Below are 16,169 nucleotides of genomic sequence, written 5' to 3'. Positions count from 1 at the left end.
GGGTCAGGAGGCCGCGCACCGCAGCCTCCCTGCCCTTTCAAGCGCTCAACTGCGCTGCATGGTGGCGCGCAGGCTTTCGGTCAGGCGGCCCAGGCTTTCTTGCAGGTGGGCTCGGGTGTCCACCGACAAGCCTGGTTTGCCCAAGGCGCCGCGCAGATCGCTTTGCAAGCGCTCGGCATGCCAGCGCACCAGACTGACGGCGTCGGCCGGCATGCTGGCGTCGGTGCGGGTCAACAGGCCTTGCACGCGCTTCAGGTGCTCACGCTGCAAGTTGCGGCGCATGCGGTCCACCTCGCCACTGCCCTTAAGCTCAGCCCACACCGCGCTTTGCACCGTGCCATAGACCTCGGCCAAACCCAGTGCACTCTTGCGTTGTGCTTCAGGCAGATAAGCGGTTTGGTCCAGCACACGGCGCGCGGTACCTGCAGCCATCAGCCGGTCCAGCGTACGCGTCTGCAATTGCAGTACGGTATCCGGAATGCTGATCGGGCCGGAGCGGTCCCATTCGACGTAATCTGGGCCGGCTTGGGCCAGGAACTCTGGGCGGAAGCTGAAGCTGTCGACCTTGAAGAAGGCGTCCGTGATGAACTTCAGCGCTTCACGCTGGCGCGCGGTTTCTACAGGCTTGTAAATGGACTGGCTCGGCCCAGGCAACTCGCGCACGATGTAGAGTCCGCCCACGTATTTGCTGACCAAGTCGGGCATGACCATCAACTGCCGGAAGCCGCTGCTCAGCACGCGACGCGTCCGCAGTGGGTCATCACCCACCTTGGGGGTACGCGCCTGCACACGCTGCCACAGCTCGCGCGAGAGACTCAGGCGGCGTTGGTACCAAGCCAGCGGGTCATCCCCCAAGTCAAAGCGGTTGACCGTCGGGTCCACACCGGCCGGGCCATCCGCATCGGCATCGTCGGCAAATGCCAGGGCGGGTTCGGTGCTGCGAGCGGCAATGCGCGCCAACTCGGCCGCTTCATTCTGCGCATCCACCGGCTTGTAGGCGTACTCAATGGCCCAGTAATCGTAGGGGCCTAAGGTGGTGTTGTTCAGTGTGGAGGGGGCTTCACCGCGCAGCGAGAGGTTGTAGGCGTTGTAATCCATCACCGAGCCGGAGATACCCCGAGCCTCAGTGAAGGACTTGCTGCGCAATTGCTCTCGCGTGATGGTGGTGGAGGCCTTGAAGTTGTGCTTCAGGCCCAGGGTGTGACCTACCTCATGCATGATGGTGTCTTTGATGACCTGCTGCACGATGGCTTCGGCCTCAGGGCTGTCAGGAGCTACGTCGCCACGGGCTTCCAGCAAATCAAGAGCCATCTGCAATTCGCCTGCAGCCTCGTGGGCATAGGTACAGGTTTGGCCCTCGCGATGTTGGTTCATCAGGTTCGCCAAGCGCTGATCGCTGGTAGAGGCCAAGTCCTCGACCACCAATCGGCGCGAGCCTCGGGCAAAGACATCGCTCATGCCAATGTCGGCATCCAAAATCTCGCCCGAGCGTGGGTCTGCCTTAGAGGGGCCAATGGCAAAGCCCACATCGGCGCCCACAAACCAGCGGATAGAGGCATGGCTGGCGTCCAGGGTGTCAAAGTCCGCATCGTCGGGCTGTTGCTTCGCCACCAGCGCATTCTTGAAGCCGATTTTTTCAAAGGCCTTGTTCCACTCCAGTACACCCGCCTCCACAGAGGCGCGGTATCGGACTGGGATGTTGCGATCGAGCCAGAACGTGATGGGCTTGACAGGCTCTGACACCGCTGCCTTGGGGTCTTTCTTTTCCATGCGCCAGCGGGTGATGTAGTGCACCCGCTGATTGGGCTTCATGTCACCACTGAAATCCGTGAAGGCTTCGGTGAAATGGCCCAACCGAGGGTCCGCGAGGCGGGGCGCCATGGCCACTTTGGGCAGGGGTGCAAAGCTGTAGACCACACCCACAAAAAAGCTGCGCGCATCGGGGGTGGTTTTGGGCGGCGGCGGCATGGGCACAGGGCTGGGCGTCATCGGCGGTGCAGGCAGCTTCGGCGTCGCAAAGTGCATGCGCACATTGAGGGTGGTGAGCTCAGCATCGGCCCGCGCCTTTTCGATGTTCGAGTTGCTGCGGTCAAAGCCATAGGGCAGGCGGAACGCATATTCAATGCGTGTGCTGTAGCCCATGATGTCGGAAAGCAAAAAGCTGGCATCGACCAGCACCGACTTGCGCTCAGGATGCGGCGCACTGGCCACAGGTGCCGCCGCCAAGAGGCTGTCCGAGAACGCCTGTTGCACCGAGGCCTTGGTGGCGGCATCTTCCCCGGCTCGGTAGGCCATATTGCGGGCCACCAATTGCAGGGCATTGCCCACACGTCGGAACTGAACCACCCAGTCCGGTCCCATCTGGCTGGCGTAGAGACCGCGCTCCCCGATCGATTGACTGACGTTGGCCGTGAACATCAAGTCCTGGCCCATCACCGCCTCGGGGATCTCCAGCCAAACCTTGTCATCCTTGCGCCACACCGGCAAATAACCGTCCTGCTGTTTGGCGTCTTTGATCACGTCCGCAAAGGGCTTGGGGGCGGTGGGGTCGGCCGGGGGCCTAGCGGCAGGCGCTGCCGCCCCCGACGCCGCTGCGGCTGGGGGCGCAGGCGGCTTTTGCGCCCAAGCGCTGCTGGCGGCGGCCCACATCAAAGAAGCGGCCAAGGCCGTCAACGCAAACGAGCGGGGGCGAGACAAGGAGTGTTGTGGCATGACTTAAAAATGCTGGGACAAACAACAAACCCGCCAGATCCGTGGCGGGTTCAAACCAGACAGGGCACTGGATGAGCGCCACTGGGCGAAGTCTTTGGGGGGACAACGCACTGCCCAGACTGTGCGTCAGCCCCTGCGCGGCGTCAATCCGGAATCCCTCCCGTAAACTGAGCGCATGGCTTTAACCCATTTGCTGTACCTGCACGGATTTCGCTCTTCACCCCGCTCTGCCAAAGCCCAAATCGTGGCGAGATGGCTGGCGCAACACCACCCTGACCTGACCTTGTGGCTGCCTCAGTTGCCGCCCTCTCCGGCCCAGGCCATGGCATTGATTCGCCACGGTGTGGCGGCCTGGCCCACGGCCAGCATGGCTGTCATGGGCAGCTCGCTGGGCGGCTTTTATGCCACGGTCTTGGCCGAGCAGCGCGGCTGCCAGGCTGTGGTGCTGAACCCTGCCATCCACCCCGAGCGCGATTTGGCCCAGCACATTGGCCACCACACTCACTGGCACGACCCGGCCACCGCCTTCGATTTCTTGCCCCAGCATGTGGACGAGTTAATCGCCATGCAAGCCCCTGCGCTGGCTGAGCCTGGGCGTTATGCGGCCGTCATCGCCAAGGGCGACGAGTTGCTAGATTGGCGCGAAATGAGCGCCCGCTATCAAGGCGCCCAGATTCGCCTGCTCGAGGGCGGCGACCACGCCCTCTCCGACTTTGAAGACCATCTGCCCTTTGTCATGAACTTTCTGGAACTGACACCATGAGACTCGCCCACAAGATTGCCATCGTCACCGGGGCCGCCCAAGGCATTGGCCTGGCCACCGCTTTGAAGTTTTCCCGCGAGGGCGCCGTGGTCATCGTCTGCGACCGCCAAGCCGAAGCCGTGGCCGCCGCCGTGGCGCAATGCCGCGCCTTAGGCGCCCAAGCCGAAGGCCATACCGTTGATGTCACCCAGCGCGACCAGGTGGACGCCATGGTGGCGGCCGTCAAGGCGTTGCACGGCCGCATTGATGTGCTGGTCAACAACGCCGGCATCACCCGCGACGCCCGCTTGCAAAAGATGACCCTGGAGCAGTTTGATGCCGTCATTGATGTCAACCTACGCGGCGTGTTTCACTGCGCCCAAGCCGTGGCCGACACCATGGTCCTGCAAGGCAGCGGCGTGATCTTGAACGCCTCCAGTGTGGTGGGCATTTACGGCAACTTTGGCCAGACCAACTATGCCGCCGCTAAATTCGGCGTCATCGGCTTCACCAAGACCTGGAGCCGCGAATTGGGTCCCAAGGGTGTGCGGGTCAATGCCGTCGCCCCGGGCTTCGTGGAGACACCCATCCTGTCGACCATCCCCGACAAAGTGCTACAGGAAATGTGCGCCGAAGTGCCCCTGCGCCGCCTGGGCCAGCCGGAGGAGATCGCCAATGTCTATGCCTTTTTGGCCAGTGACGAAGCCAGCTATGTCAATGGGGCGGTGATTGAGGTGTCTGGCGGACTCACCGTTTGAAACAACTCCCCCGATAAGCGCGCTAGTCCAAGCCTAGGAACTGGGGCATGATTCATACGTGCAATTTGCACATTTATGAATCGGAGACTCCATGTCCCACCCCATCACGCCCGCTTTGACCCGCTTAGCTTATGGCTTGAGCTTGTTCTGGTGTGCCAGCGCAGCCAGCGCCCAAACCCTGGTGCTGGACTTGGTGGACGCCAACGCCTCGCCCATCAGCGTGAATGCCCAGGGGCACATCCTGGGCTATCAGCAAACCTGGCCCTGCGGTAACCCCACGCAGTGTGCGCCCGAAACCCTGCCCGCAGTATGGCGTGACGGCCAGTCCTTGCGCCTGCCCACGCAAGCCAGCCTGTACGCCGCCCCGGCGGCTCTCTCACCCAGCGGCATGGTGGTGGGCTTGCTGACCGACTATGGCTCCAATGCCAAAGCCGTGGTCTGGCAATGGACCGGCACAAGCTATGCACTCCAAGAGCTCGGCCTGCTGGGGCTGGCCCAATCGGCCGCGACCGGCGTCGATGCCCAGGAACGGGTGATCGGCTATGCCCTCACCCCTTTTGTCAGTACCAAGCCCTTTGTGTGGACGGCCGCCAGCGGCCTGACAGACTTGAGCGTCCAGGGCTATCCGGCCAGCCGCCCCTGGCGCATCAGCCCGCAAGGCTGGGTGGTGGCCGATGAGCACCGCTACCGCTTGGGTGACCCCAGTACCGTCTCCAGCCTGCCAGCGCCACCTACCGGCTACCGCGCCCCCACCGGGCAGTCCTTGCGCATCAACGACAGCGGCGACCTGGCAGGCGTGCTCTTGACCACCGCCTCTTCCAGCAGCCTGGGGGGGATGCACCGCTGGCTGGAAGCCAGCCAGCAATGGCAAGCCCTGGGAGCAGCGCTGCCCCTGCACAACCTCGGGGTCAGCAGCCTGGAAGCCGACGCCACGGTGTTGGGCTCTGGGCTGGGTGGCGCCATCTTGGCGCAAGGCCCCAGCGGCCAACCTCAAGCACTGCAGGGGCAGCTCTCACCGGCTTACAGCTCGGTGGGTCTGCTCTCGACAGCAGGGCGAGATGCCCAAGGCCGTCATGTGGTGGCCGTCACGCTGGGCACGGTGACTCGACTGGCCCGTGCGGTTGACGCTGCCCCTTGCACCGGCGCCTGCTTGCGGGTCGGCCCCTTGAGCATCAGCAGCACCTTCATCAGTGACCCCGCAGCGCCAGGCTCCTGCACCCCCAAAGCGCGCCAGAAAGTCCAGACCGTCGCCACGGTGACGGATGCGGCGGGTAACCCTCAGGCCGCGGTCACCGTCAAAGGCCGCTATCTGGACAGCTATGGTCTGAACCAAACCGTGACGGGCAAGACCAATACCCAGGGCAAAGTCACCCTCAGCCACAGCGGCCCGGCGTGTCGCGGCACCGTCACGCTGCTGGTGGAGGCGGCGACCAAAAAGCAATGGCGCTTCGACCGCACCGTCGGCTCGCTCAATGCCAGTGTCATCCCCCTGCCCTGAGCGGTGATGCATCACACCCTGTTTCACGAATGAGGGACCCCAATCGGCGACAATCCGCCGGTGATGTATGCCCTCTACGATGACGCTGGCAAATTCCTGGCCGGCCGTGTGATGTCTGAAGCCGACAGCTCGATGCAGATCGAGCTGGATTCCGGCAAGCGCGTCAAAGTCAAAACCGCGAACGTGCTGCTGCGCTTTGACAAGCCCGCACCCGCGGCGCTGATCAGCGCTGCGCAGTCGCTGGCGCCAGAGATCGACCTGGACTTGGCCTGGGAGTTTGCCCCCGAAGGCGAGTTCGGCTTTGCCGACCTGGCGCGTGAGTATTTCTCTGCGCAAGCCACGGTCGAGCAGCAAGCTGCCGCACTGTTCCGTCTGTTCGAGGCGCCGCATTACTTCCGCCGCGCTGGTAAAGGCCAGTTCAAGAAGGCGCCGGAAGACATCGTCAAAGCCGCTCTGCTGGCCATTGAGCGCAAGCAGCAGCAAGCCCTGGAGATTGAAGCCTGGGCGCAAGCGCTGGTGGAGGGCCGCTGCCCGCCCGCCGTCGCCGAGCAGCTCTACAAGATTTTGTTCAAGCCCGACAAGAACGGCCCCGAGTACAAGGCCGTGGTCGAGGCGGCCCGCCGCAGCCAGCGCGCGCCGCTCGATCTGCTGAAAGACGCCGGTGCCATCACCAGCCCCTACCAGTTCCACTGGCGGCGCTTCTTGTTCGAGGTTTTCCCCAAAGGCCACCGCTTTGCAGCTTGGGAGGCCCCGCCCATCACCGACGAGCTGCCCCTGGCCGCTGTGCAGGCCTTCTCGATCGACGATTCGCAAACCACCGAGATTGACGACGCCTTGTCCGTCACCGGTTTGGGCAGCGGCACCATCACTTTTGGCGTGCACATTGCGGCCCCGGGCCTGGCCTTGTTGCCCGACTCGCCGCTGGACAAAGTGGCGCGCGAACGGCTCTCCACGGTTTATATGCCGGGCGGCAAGATCACCATGCTGCCCGACGCCGTGGTGCAAGCCTACACCCTGGTTGAGGGACGTGACTGCCCGGCCGTCAGCCTGTATGTCCGCATGGACGAAGCCACGCTGGCCATTCGAAGCAGCGAGACCCGCTTGGAGCGCGTGCCCATCGCCGCCAACTTGCGTCACGACAAGCTGGATGCCTTTGTCACCGAAGCCTCGCTCAGCGGTGAAGCCCCGGCCGACTACCCGTTTGCCACCGAGTTGGCGTTTTGCCACCGCCTGGCCAAGCATTTGAAGGCCGCGCGCGAAGTGGTGCGCGGCAAGCCTGAGCTGTTTAACCGCCCGGACTACAGCTTCAAGCTGGAGCGGGCCGACGGCAGCAGCCCCGACGAGCCGCAAGGTGACGAGACCGTGCGCATCAGCGAGCGGCGCCGTGGCGCACCGCTGGACTTGATCGTCTCCGAAGCCATGATCCTGGCCAACAGCACCTGGGGTGGCTGGCTGGGCGAGCTGGGCGTGCCCGGCATCTACCGCAGCCAAGCCAGCCTGGCGCCGGGCGTGAAGGTGCGCATGGGCGTCAAGCCCGCGCCCCATGCCGGCATGGGCGTGTCGCAATACACCTGGGCCACCTCACCGCTGCGTCGCTATGTCGATTTGGTGAACCAGTGGCAGATCATTGCCTGCGCCCGCCATGGCAAGACGGCGGCGCTGGCCGCGCCCTTCAAGCCCAAGGACGCGATGCTGTTTTCCATCATTTCGGGCTTTGATGGCGCTTACTCGGCCTACAACAGCTTCCAGTCTGGCATTGAGCGTTATTGGACGATGCGCTGGCTGGAACAAAACGGCGTGACCGAGCTGGATGCCGCCGTGATGAAGGAAGGCCTGGTGCGGGCCGACACCCTGCCCTTGGTCTTCAGAGCCCTGGGCTGCGAGCCGCTGCCGCGAAACACCCGCGTGCGGGTGCGCATCACGGGCTTGGACTTGCTGACCTTGGAGGTCCACGCCAGCTTGGTCACGGCATTGGAGGACACCTCGTCTGCGTCGCCAGAGGGCAGCGAGGACGAAGGCGACGACGAGGCCGCACCCGAAGGCTTGGCCTTGGCCATTGCGGTGGACGAGCCCGCAGTCGACGCCGAGGCTGCGCCGCCCGCCAACACCCCTTGAGAGACCGCACCTGACCATGTCTCGCCTTCGTGCTGCCTTCTCGAACGTGACGCCCATGTCCGTGGCGGTGGTGTTGTCTGCGCTCGTTCACGTCGCCTTGTTGACCGTGCGCTTTGTCGACCCCGAGCGCTTCAACCGCATCTTCCAGGACACGCCCATGGAGGTGATTCTGGTCAATGCCCGCAGCGAAGAAGCGCTCAACAGCAAGGCGCAGGCGATTGCCCAGGCCACGCTGGCGGGCGGCGGAGAGGCCGACCAAGGTCGGGCGACGTCGCCCCTGCCGCCCTCCATGGTCGAGCAGTTTGGCGATGCGGCCGAAGACACCCACCAGCGCCAGATCGACCAGATGCAGGACGTGCAGCAGCAACTGCTGGCCCAGATTCGGCGCGAAGTAGCCCTGCTGCCGCCGCCCGACCCGATGCGGCCTATTCCCTCGCCTGAGGAAAGCCAGCGCGAGGAGCGCCGCCGCCAGATGCTGCGCATGCTGGCCGAGATCGAAAAGCGCATCAACGAAGAAAACGCCCGGCCCAAGAAGCGCTACATCAGCCCCGCCACGCGTGAAGAGGTCTACGCCGTCTATTACGACAATCTGCGCCGCAAGATTGAAGACCGAGGCACACGCGACTTCCCCACTTACCAGGGCCAAAAGCTCTATGGCGAATTGACGATGAACATCACCATCAATGCGGTGGGCGATGTCATCGAGGCCGAGATCATCCGCCCGGCCAAGTCCAAGCATCTCAATCGCCATGCCATGGCCATCGTCCATGCGGCGGGGCCTTTTGGCCCCTTCAGTGCTGCCATGCGCAATCAGGCGGATGAGATTGTGGTGACTTCGCGCTTTCGATTCACTGCCAACGATGGCCTGGAGACCTCGCTGAGTGCGGGTGGCTCGGGCCGCCCCGCCCCGTGAACGCTGATCAGACTGAGCCGATGGACCGCTACGCCGTGCTCGGCAACCCCGTTGCGCATAGCCGCTCCCCCTGGATTCATGCGGCCTTTGCTCAGGCCACGCAGCAGGTGCTGAGCTATGAGCGCGTGCTCGCCCCCATGGACGACTTTGTGGGCACGGTCAGGCGTTTCGCCGCCGAGGGCGGAGCGGGCTGCAACATCACCGTGCCCTTCAAGTTCGAGGCCTTTGCCTTGTGCCCGCGCCAGAGCGAGCGTGCGCAGATGGCCCAGGCCGCCAACACCTTGCGCTTTGATGCGGAAGGCTGGTGGGCCGACAACACCGATGGCGTCGGCTTGGTGCGCGACATCGAGCTGCACGGCCAACGCCCGCTGCAGGGAACGCGGGTGTTGTTGGTTGGCGCCGGGGGCGCCGCTGCGGGTGTGCTGGGGCCACTGATCGCCGCAAGGCCGTCGGCACTCCGCGTGGTGAACCGCAGCCCCGACAAAGCGCGGGCGCTGATCCACAGCCACCAGGCTTGGGGCGACCAGCATGGCGTGAGCCTGAGCCACGGTGGTTTGGCCGACGTAGAGGCCGCCTATGACGTGGTCATCAACGGCAGCGCCAGCAGCCTGAGCGGCGGTGCCATCCCCGTGCCCGACCGCGTGCTGGCCCCGGGCAGCTTGGCCGTGGACATGATGTACGGGCCTGCCGCCCAGCCTTTTTTGGACTGGGCACGCGCACAGGGCGCCCAAGCCCGTGACGGCCTGGGCATGCTGGTGGAGCAAGCCGCCGAGGCCTTCTGGGTGTGGCGGGGCGTGCGGCCCCAGACGACGCAGGTCCTGGCCGACTTGCGTGCCGCCGTGAGCGCCACCCCGCCGCAACCATGAGCAGCGCACGCCAAGCTCACCCGGTCTGGGCCCAGGTGGGCCGTTTGCTGGCACTGGTCTTGATCTGTGCCCTGAGCTTGCAACTCTGGTTCTTGCTGCGCGTCGCCGCCATGGCCGTCATCGACCCCGCCTCCACCAGCTTTCAGCGCAGCGAAGCGGTGCGGCTGCTGGGCGAAGAGGCTGAGTTTCGGTGGAGCCAGGAATGGGTGCCCGCTGATCAGCTCTCCAAGCACCTGCGCCGAGCCGTGATCGCCAGTGAAGACGCGGGCTTTGCCGACCACCCGGGTGTGGAGTGGGACGCGATTGAGGCCGCCCTCTCGCGCAATGAAAAGGCCGAGGCCCGCGCCGAGCGTCTGCAAGCCCAGCAAGCCAAACGTGCGGCGCAGGCCGCCGCCAAAGGGGGCGCCGCGCCTGCCAAAAAGATAGAGGCCAAGGTGGTGGGGGGCTCTACCATCACCCAGCAGTTGGCCAAGAATCTCTTTTTATCGAGTGAGCGCACCTTTGCCCGCAAAGGCCAAGAGATGCTCCTGGCCTTTATGTTGGAAGGCCTGCTCGACAAGCAGCGCATCCTGACCCTTTACTTGAACCATGTGGAGTTCGGCTCAGGCATCTTTGGTGCCGAGGCGGCCAGCCAGCATTACTACCGCAGCTCAGCGGCCAAGGTGTCGGCCGAGCAAGCCGCCCGCTTGGCGGTCATGCTGCCTGCGCCTAAGCGGCTCCAGCGCCAACCCTACTCCGCCTATATGAATGGCCGAACAGCGACCATCGTGGCCCGCATGTCCTCTGTGGAGTTGCCATGAGTGAACAAGCCACCTTCGAGATTGCAGCCCAGGCCGCCCGCCTGGTGGTGGAAGAAGGCATGGACTATGCCGCCGCCAAGCGCAAAGCCGCCCGCGACCTCGGCCGCCGCCAGGGCCGCAGCGCCGAATTGCCCAGCAACGAGGCCGTGGAAGATGAGGTCTGGGACTATCTGCGCCTGTTCTGTGCCGAGACTCAGCCCACCGAGCTGCGCCACCTGCGGGAGATGGCCGGGGTGTGGATGGAGCGCCTGGAGGCGTTTCGACCGCATCTGGGCGGTGCCGTCTGGCGAGGCACAGCCACCCGCCTGTCGGCGGTGCTGATTGATTTGTACGTGGACGACCCGAAATCGGCCGAGATAGCGTTTCTCAATGCCGGTGTCGATGTCGAAAGCCACGGCGGCGAGGCCGATGATGGCCTGGGCGTGTTAACCGTGGCCGAGTTCAGCCGTGCCCTGAACGACACCGTGACCCTGCATTTCATCGTCCACGACCATGATGAGCTGCGCGGTGCCCTCAAACCTGACAGCCGTGGCCGCAGTTGGCGGGGTGACCTGACCGCCCTGCGCCGCTTGTTGAGTAACCCGGAGAGCCTGTGATGACTGAAACCCCCACACCACCGCCCGAATCCCCCGCCGCCCGTCGAGGCGTGTTAGTCGGGGCGGGGTTGCTGGCCTTGCTGGCAGGGGCCGGCTTGGCATGGCGGCGCTATCAGCTTGAAGCAGCCTCCCCAGAGGCGACTGACCTGCTGTGGCGACAGGAAGTGCTAACACCCGGCGGCGCCAAGCTACCCTTGGTCAGCCTGCGCGGGCGCCCGCTGTTGGTGAACTTTTGGGCCACTTGGTGCCCGCCTTGTGTCAAAGAAATGCCGGAACTTGATGCCTTTGCCAAAGCACACAGCGCCGAGGGTTGGCAAGTGCTGGGGCTGGCCCTGGATCAGTTGGACGCCGTCAAACAGTTCTTGACTCAAACGCCGGTCAGCTTTCCCATCGGCATTGTGGGTGTCGAGGGATTGAACCTTGTGCGCGCTCTGGGCAACCCCAGCGGTGGCCTGCCCTTCTCGGTCTTGCTCAACGGCAGTGGTCAGATCGTGCAGCAAAAAATGGGAGCCACGACGGCCTCAGAATTATCCCAGTGGGCTGCCGCAATCCGCTGACCAGCCCCTCGTCCCCCGTCCAGCCCAGCAAGCCGCAGCCTGTTTCAGCGTCGATGCGCGCGCAAACCCTGATTTCTCACCTGGATGGGTTTTTTGAGAGCCCAAGTGGCCATCTTCTTCCAAAACGCGTAAAGTCCACCCCTTCCGAACCGAACAAGCACCAAAACCTTTTCTCCGCCCGCCGCAAGCAAAGTTGCAAGCACATACCAATGAGCCGGGGAAAAGATAGCATTTACCGCCTGAAGAGCGCAAAATGCGAAGTCTTGATCGCTAATTAACTGAAAGCATGCCCTGCCCCGATCTGTTCGGGCAGCCTCTTGCGCCCCCGGCCCTCACTGGCCACAAGGCGCCCTCACTTGCGAGCCCACTGGGGCGGGCTGGGTGACTCTGAGGCTAAAAGGGGCGCTTTACTCACCCTGGAGAAGTCAACGCCATGGATCTGCGTAAGCTCAAGACCCTCATCGACCTGGTCTCTGAATCCAATATCTCGGAACTCGAGATCACCGAGAACGAAGGCAAGGTTCGTATCGTGAAGTCGGCTGGCGCCCCCGTGCTGATGGCCGCACCGGCTGCTGTGGCGCCGGTGCCCGTTGCCGGCACCGCCACACCCGTGGCAGAGGCCGCCCCCGCAGCACCCGCTCCTGCTGCTGAGCCCACCGGCCATGTCGTGAAGTCGCCCATGGTTGGCACCTACTACACCGCCGCCACGCCGGGCGCGAAGCCCTTTGTCAGCGTGGGCAGCGCCGTCAAGGAAGGTGAGGCCCTGTGCATCATCGAAGCCATGAAGATCATGAACGAGATCGAGGCCGATTGCTCAGGCACCGTGACCAAGATCTTGGTCGAGAACGGTCAGGCCGTGGAATTCGGACAGCCGCTGTTCATCATCGAATAAGCAGTCCACGCCCATGTTTAAGAAAATTCTCATTGCGAATCGGGGGGAGATTGCCCTACGCATTCAGCGTGCCTGTAAAGAGATGGGCATCAAGGCGGTGGTGGTTTACTCCGAGGCCGACCGCGACGCCAAGTACGTGAAGCTGGCGGAAGAAGCCGTCTGTATTGGCCCGGCACCTTCGGCCTTAAGCTACCTCAATATGCCGGCCATCATCGCCACGGCAGAGGTCACAGACGCCGAAGCCATCCACCCCGGCTACGGCTTCTTGTCGGAGAACGCAGGCTTTGCCGAGCGCGTGCAGCAAAGCGGTTTCGTCTTCATTGGCCCGACCCCTGAGTCCATCCGACTGATGGGAGACAAGGTGTCGGCCAAGCAGGCCATGATCAAGTCGGGGGTGCCCTGCGTGCCGGGCTCTGAGGGCGCCTTGCCTGAGGACCCCAAGGAGATCATCAAGATCGCCCGCGCGGTGGGCTATCCCGTCATCATCAAGGCCGCTGGCGGCGGCGGTGGCCGGGGTATGCGGGTGGTTCACACCGAGGCTGCGCTGATCAATGCGGTGCAGATGACCCGCTCTGAGGCCGGCGCGGCCTTCGGCAACCCCCAGGTCTACATGGAGAAGTTCCTGGAGAACCCACGCCATGTGGAAATCCAGATCCTGGCTGACGAGCACCGCAATGCCGTCTGGCTGGGCGAGCGTGACTGCTCCATGCAGCGCCGCCACCAGAAGATCATCGAAGAGGCGCCAGCCCCCGGCATTCCTCGCCGCGTGATCGAGAAGATCGGCGACCGCTGCGCTGCGGCTTGCAAGAAGATTGGCTATCGCGGCGCGGGTACCTTCGAGTTCCTGTTTGAGAACGGCGAGTTCTACTTCATCGAGATGAACACCCGCGTGCAGGTGGAGCATCCGGTGACGGAGATGGTGACCGGCATCGACATCGTGCAGATGCAGATCCGCGTGGCCGCGGGCGAGAAGCTGCCCTTCAGCCAGCGCCAGATCGAGATGCGTGGCCATGCGATTGAGTGCCGCATCAACGCCGAAGACCCGTACAAGTTTGTGCCCTCGCCCGGCCGCATCACCACCTGGCATGCGCCGGGTGGCCCGGGGGTGCGCGTGGACTCTCACGCCTACACCAACTACTTCGTGCCGCCCAACTACGACAGCATGATCGGCAAGATCATTTGCCACGGCGACACCCGCGAGCAGGCCTTGGCCCGTATGCGCACCGCCTTGTCCGAAACGGTGGTGGAAGGCATTCAGACCAACATCCCGCTGCACCGCGAACTGATGGCCGATGCCAAGTTTGTGCTGGGCGGCACCAGCATCCACTACCTGGAAGGCTGGCTCAGCCAACACCGCCGCTGATGCCGCGCGCGACAAGCCTTTGGCCCACACGGGCGAAGGGCCTGTCGTGGCGTCGCCCCGAGCCCTTAGCCGAGAACTCGCCTGTGCCGATGTTTGAACTGCTGTTGACCGCTCCCCAAAGCTTGGTGGAGCCCGTCTCTGAAGCCCTGATGAACGAGTTGGAGGCGCTGTCTGTGTCGGTGGAAGACGCCGATGCCGACACCGAAGCCGAGCACGCCTTGTTTGGCGAGCCCGGCATGCCGCCCCCGCGTGCAGGCTGGGACCGCTCAACCTTGAAGGCCCTGTTCCAGACCGAGGCGCAAGCTGAAGAGGCCGCCACGCTGCTGCTGGCCCAAGATTGGGCTCAAGGCTTGGGCGTGCAGGCGCTCAGCGCGGTGGTGGAACAGGACTGGGTGCGCCTGACGCAATCTCAGTTCTCGCCGGTGGCCATCACGCCAGAGTTTTGGATCGTGCCCACCTGGCATGAGGTGCCCGAAGCGGCCCGCGCAGTCATCCGCTTAGACCCCGGCTTGGCCTTTGGCACCGGCACCCACCCCACCACGCGCATGTGCCTGAACTGGATCGCCCAGCAGGCGCCTGTGCTGTCGTCAAGCTGGAATCGCGTGCTGGACTACGGTTGTGGCTCAGGCATTCTGGCCATTGGAGCTGGCCTGCACGGCGGCCAACACATTGATGCCGTGGACATTGACCCGGCGGCGGTGGAATCTTCTGCCCTGAATGCTCAGGCCAACGGTGTGACGCTGAATGTCGGGCTGCCCGACTTGGCGCAAGGCGAGTACCCGTTGGTGCTGGCCAATATCCTGGCTATTCCCTTGAAGTTGCTGGCGCCTGTGCTCTGCGGCCATGTGGCAGAGGGCGGGCATTTGGTGTTGGCGGGGATCTTGGAGCGACAAGCGGCTGAATTGCAGCAAGCCTACGCGCCCTGGATCGCCTTGGAGGTGAGCAACACCGACGACGGTTGGATCCTGATGACGGGTCAACGCTTGGCGAAAGGCTGAGGAACGCCCGCTGCAAGGTGTTGTTACGCCTTCCATCGCCTCATTCGCTGCGACACCACCTCGGCATGGCATCATTCAGCGCATGAGTCTGGCCACGCGCTGCCCTGCTTGCAGCACCACATTCAAGGTCGTCCAAGACCAATTGAAAATTTCCGAAGGCTGGGTCCGCTGCGGCCACTGCCAGGAGGTCTTCAATGCGCTGCATTCTTTGTTTGACCTGCATCCGCCGGTCCCTGAGCAGCCCCCTGAAACGCCACTGCGCCAGCGCCCCGCACCGTTCACCGACGTTGACCTGACGGAGCCGACGGTGGTGATGAGCGCTGCGCCTGTCGCAGCCGCTGGTCCAGCAGACATCCCCTTGACCACAGGTGCCCCGCCCCAAACGGAAGTCACCTGGGACTTTGCGAGTGCGCGCCCCATTCCCACGGAAGAGCCTTTGCCAGTGCCTGAAGTCACTGTCGAGGATGAAGCTGAGACGCTGACCCCGCCGCTACAGTTTGCGGGTATTGCGCAGGAGCCACCCGCTCAAGGAGAGTTCGTTACCACTGACGAGCCGCTGGCTGCCCCTGCGGCAGTTGCAGCTACAGCTGCAGCTGCAGCCACGCTCCCCGAGAATGCGCGTTACGAAGATACGTCTCCCTCGATGTTTGCCGAGCAAGACGGGCAAGCCTCCTCCGAAGGCGACGTCCCCGCTGCACAAACCAAGCGGCGTCGAAGCAAGCGGCGTGAGCGCAGCCGCGCCGACGGTGCGACACCCCGCAACAGCACACTCAAGGACCCCGACGATCCTCGCACCCGGCGGCGCAAACGCCGTCGCAAGCCAGAGTTCATGCGCAGCGTCGAGCGCGCCGCTCATTGGGAACGCCCGGGCGTTCGTGCGGTACTGGGAACCGCTACAGCAGCACTGAGCCTGCTCTTGATGCTACAGGTCATGGTGCACTGGCGTGATGAGCTGTCTGCCAAATGGCCCTTCACCGCACCTGTGCTTCAGGCCTCTTGCCAGTTGCTCGGTTGCAAGATTTCGCCGCCCAGGGCCCTGGAGCGCATCGTGCTAGATCAAAGCCAGTTGACACGCACGGCCTATGCCGACACCTTGCGTTTCACCGCTGATCTGCACAATACCGCCAGCCACTCCGTGCGACTGCCTGCGCTGGAATTGCTGTTCAGCGACAGCAACGGCCAAACCTTGGTGCGCAAAGTGATCTTGCCCGAGGAGTTGAAGACGGCACCAACAGCCATCGGACCGGACGGCGTGTGGCGTGTAGACACCCTGCTGAAAGTCGGTTCGCTCAAGGTGGCGGGCTTTTCGACCGAGTTGTTTTACCCCTAACCCCAAGCGAGCGGCAATCGCCGACACAC

Annotated in this window: 14 protein-coding genes; 13 read left to right on the top strand and 1 reads right to left on the bottom strand. The window is 63.9% G+C overall.

All coding sequences use genetic code 11. The annotated features are described in order from the left end of the window. Positions 1 to 45: 45 nt before the first annotated feature. Complete coding sequence (locus ACIQ3Q_RS10700) at positions 46 to 2,712, bottom strand: zinc-dependent metalloprotease (protein WP_396269061.1); 2,667 nt, start codon at positions 2,710 to 2,712, stop codon at positions 46 to 48. 175 nt (positions 2,713 to 2,887) lie between these two features. Between ACIQ3Q_RS10700 and ACIQ3Q_RS10695 the strand changes: the two genes are divergently transcribed. The 13 genes from ACIQ3Q_RS10695 (at position 2,888) to ACIQ3Q_RS10635 (ending at position 16,140) form a co-directional block, all read left to right on the top strand. Further along, positions 2,888 to 3,475, top strand: a complete 588-nt coding sequence (locus ACIQ3Q_RS10695) for a YqiA/YcfP family alpha/beta fold hydrolase (RefSeq protein WP_396269060.1) — start codon at positions 2,888 to 2,890, stop codon at positions 3,473 to 3,475. Further along, positions 3,472 to 4,212, top strand: a complete 741-nt coding sequence (gene fabG / locus ACIQ3Q_RS10690) for a 3-oxoacyl-ACP reductase FabG (protein ID WP_396269059.1) — start codon at positions 3,472 to 3,474, stop codon at positions 4,210 to 4,212. The genes ACIQ3Q_RS10695 and fabG overlap by 4 nt, the downstream gene beginning before the upstream one ends. Before the next feature lie 91 nt (positions 4,213 to 4,303). Continuing rightward, positions 4,304 to 5,710, top strand: a complete 1,407-nt coding sequence (locus ACIQ3Q_RS10685; protein ID WP_396269058.1) for a hypothetical protein — start codon at positions 4,304 to 4,306, stop codon at positions 5,708 to 5,710. Positions 5,711 to 5,773: 63 nt separating this feature from the next. Continuing rightward, the gene (locus ACIQ3Q_RS10680; protein WP_396269057.1) at positions 5,774 to 7,825 is read left to right on the top strand and encodes a ribonuclease catalytic domain-containing protein; all 2,052 of its coding nucleotides are present in this window, start codon (positions 5,774 to 5,776) and stop codon (positions 7,823 to 7,825) included. A 16-nt stretch (positions 7,826 to 7,841) separates the two neighbouring features. After that, positions 7,842 to 8,738 (top strand): energy transducer TonB, encoded by an 897-nt coding sequence (locus ACIQ3Q_RS10675; RefSeq protein WP_396269056.1) that lies wholly within the window; start codon positions 7,842 to 7,844, stop codon positions 8,736 to 8,738. Between the two features lie 20 nt (positions 8,739 to 8,758). After that, positions 8,759 to 9,604, top strand: a complete 846-nt coding sequence (gene aroE / locus ACIQ3Q_RS10670; RefSeq protein ID WP_396269086.1) for a shikimate dehydrogenase — start codon at positions 8,759 to 8,761, stop codon at positions 9,602 to 9,604. Then, positions 9,601 to 10,404, top strand: a complete 804-nt coding sequence (locus tag ACIQ3Q_RS10665; protein WP_396269055.1) for a transglycosylase domain-containing protein — start codon at positions 9,601 to 9,603, stop codon at positions 10,402 to 10,404. The genes aroE and ACIQ3Q_RS10665 overlap by 4 nt, the downstream gene beginning before the upstream one ends. Next, positions 10,401 to 11,000, top strand: a complete 600-nt coding sequence (locus ACIQ3Q_RS10660; protein WP_396269054.1) for a hypothetical protein — start codon at positions 10,401 to 10,403, stop codon at positions 10,998 to 11,000. The genes ACIQ3Q_RS10665 and ACIQ3Q_RS10660 overlap by 4 nt, the downstream gene beginning before the upstream one ends. Beyond that, positions 11,000 to 11,557: a TlpA family protein disulfide reductase gene (locus tag ACIQ3Q_RS10655; protein WP_396269053.1), complete on the top strand. Its 558-nt coding sequence runs from the start codon at positions 11,000 to 11,002 to the stop codon at positions 11,555 to 11,557. The genes ACIQ3Q_RS10660 and ACIQ3Q_RS10655 overlap by 1 nt, the downstream gene beginning before the upstream one ends. A 433-nt stretch (positions 11,558 to 11,990) precedes the next feature. Beyond that, a complete protein-coding gene (accB, locus tag ACIQ3Q_RS10650) occupies positions 11,991 to 12,449 on the top strand; it encodes an acetyl-CoA carboxylase biotin carboxyl carrier protein (protein ID WP_396269052.1) in 459 nt (152 codons plus the stop codon). Positions 12,450 to 12,462: 13 nt separating this feature from the next. Beyond that, the gene (gene accC, locus ACIQ3Q_RS10645) at positions 12,463 to 13,812 is read left to right on the top strand and encodes an acetyl-CoA carboxylase biotin carboxylase subunit (RefSeq protein ID WP_396269051.1); all 1,350 of its coding nucleotides are present in this window, start codon (positions 12,463 to 12,465) and stop codon (positions 13,810 to 13,812) included. Between the two features lie 89 nt (positions 13,813 to 13,901). Next, the gene (prmA, locus tag ACIQ3Q_RS10640; protein ID WP_396269050.1) at positions 13,902 to 14,810 is read left to right on the top strand and encodes a 50S ribosomal protein L11 methyltransferase; all 909 of its coding nucleotides are present in this window, start codon (positions 13,902 to 13,904) and stop codon (positions 14,808 to 14,810) included. An 82-nt stretch (positions 14,811 to 14,892) separates the two neighbouring features. Further along, complete coding sequence (locus ACIQ3Q_RS10635; RefSeq protein ID WP_396269049.1) at positions 14,893 to 16,140, top strand: zinc-ribbon and DUF3426 domain-containing protein; 1,248 nt, start codon at positions 14,893 to 14,895, stop codon at positions 16,138 to 16,140. Positions 16,141 to 16,169: the final 29 nt, after the last annotated feature.

This window comes from Ideonella sp. (genome assembly GCF_044358605.1).
Taxonomy (GTDB): Bacteria; Pseudomonadota; Gammaproteobacteria; order Burkholderiales; family Burkholderiaceae_C; genus Ideonella.
This window is presented reverse-complemented; position numbering and strand designations above follow the sequence as displayed.

Excerpts from the sequence above, each read along its gene's own strand:
- ACIQ3Q_RS10685 (WP_396269058.1), top strand. The coding sequence starts at position 4,304 with ATGTCCCACCCCATCACGCCCGCTTTGACCCGCTTAGCTTATGGCTTG.
- accC (WP_396269051.1), top strand. The coding sequence starts at position 12,463 with ATGTTTAAGAAAATTCTCATTGCGAATCGGGGGGAGATTGCCCTACGC.
- ACIQ3Q_RS10675 (WP_396269056.1), top strand. The coding sequence starts at position 7,842 with ATGTCTCGCCTTCGTGCTGCCTTCTCGAACGTGACGCCCATGTCCGTG.
- ACIQ3Q_RS10700 (WP_396269061.1), bottom strand. The coding sequence starts at position 2,712 with ATGCCACAACACTCCTTGTCTCGCCCCCGCTCGTTTGCGTTGACGGCC.
- fabG (WP_396269059.1), top strand. The coding sequence starts at position 3,472 with ATGAGACTCGCCCACAAGATTGCCATCGTCACCGGGGCCGCCCAAGGC.
- aroE (WP_396269086.1), top strand. The coding sequence starts at position 8,759 with ATGGACCGCTACGCCGTGCTCGGCAACCCCGTTGCGCATAGCCGCTCC.
- ACIQ3Q_RS10635 (WP_396269049.1), top strand. The coding sequence starts at position 14,893 with ATGAGTCTGGCCACGCGCTGCCCTGCTTGCAGCACCACATTCAAGGTC.
- ACIQ3Q_RS10680 (WP_396269057.1), top strand. The coding sequence starts at position 5,774 with ATGTATGCCCTCTACGATGACGCTGGCAAATTCCTGGCCGGCCGTGTG.
- prmA (WP_396269050.1), top strand. The coding sequence starts at position 13,902 with ATGTTTGAACTGCTGTTGACCGCTCCCCAAAGCTTGGTGGAGCCCGTC.
- ACIQ3Q_RS10665 (WP_396269055.1), top strand. The coding sequence starts at position 9,601 with ATGAGCAGCGCACGCCAAGCTCACCCGGTCTGGGCCCAGGTGGGCCGT.
- ACIQ3Q_RS10655 (WP_396269053.1), top strand. The coding sequence starts at position 11,000 with ATGACTGAAACCCCCACACCACCGCCCGAATCCCCCGCCGCCCGTCGA.
- ACIQ3Q_RS10660 (WP_396269054.1), top strand. The coding sequence starts at position 10,401 with ATGAGTGAACAAGCCACCTTCGAGATTGCAGCCCAGGCCGCCCGCCTG.
- accB (WP_396269052.1), top strand. The coding sequence starts at position 11,991 with ATGGATCTGCGTAAGCTCAAGACCCTCATCGACCTGGTCTCTGAATCC.
- ACIQ3Q_RS10695 (WP_396269060.1), top strand. The coding sequence starts at position 2,888 with ATGGCTTTAACCCATTTGCTGTACCTGCACGGATTTCGCTCTTCACCC.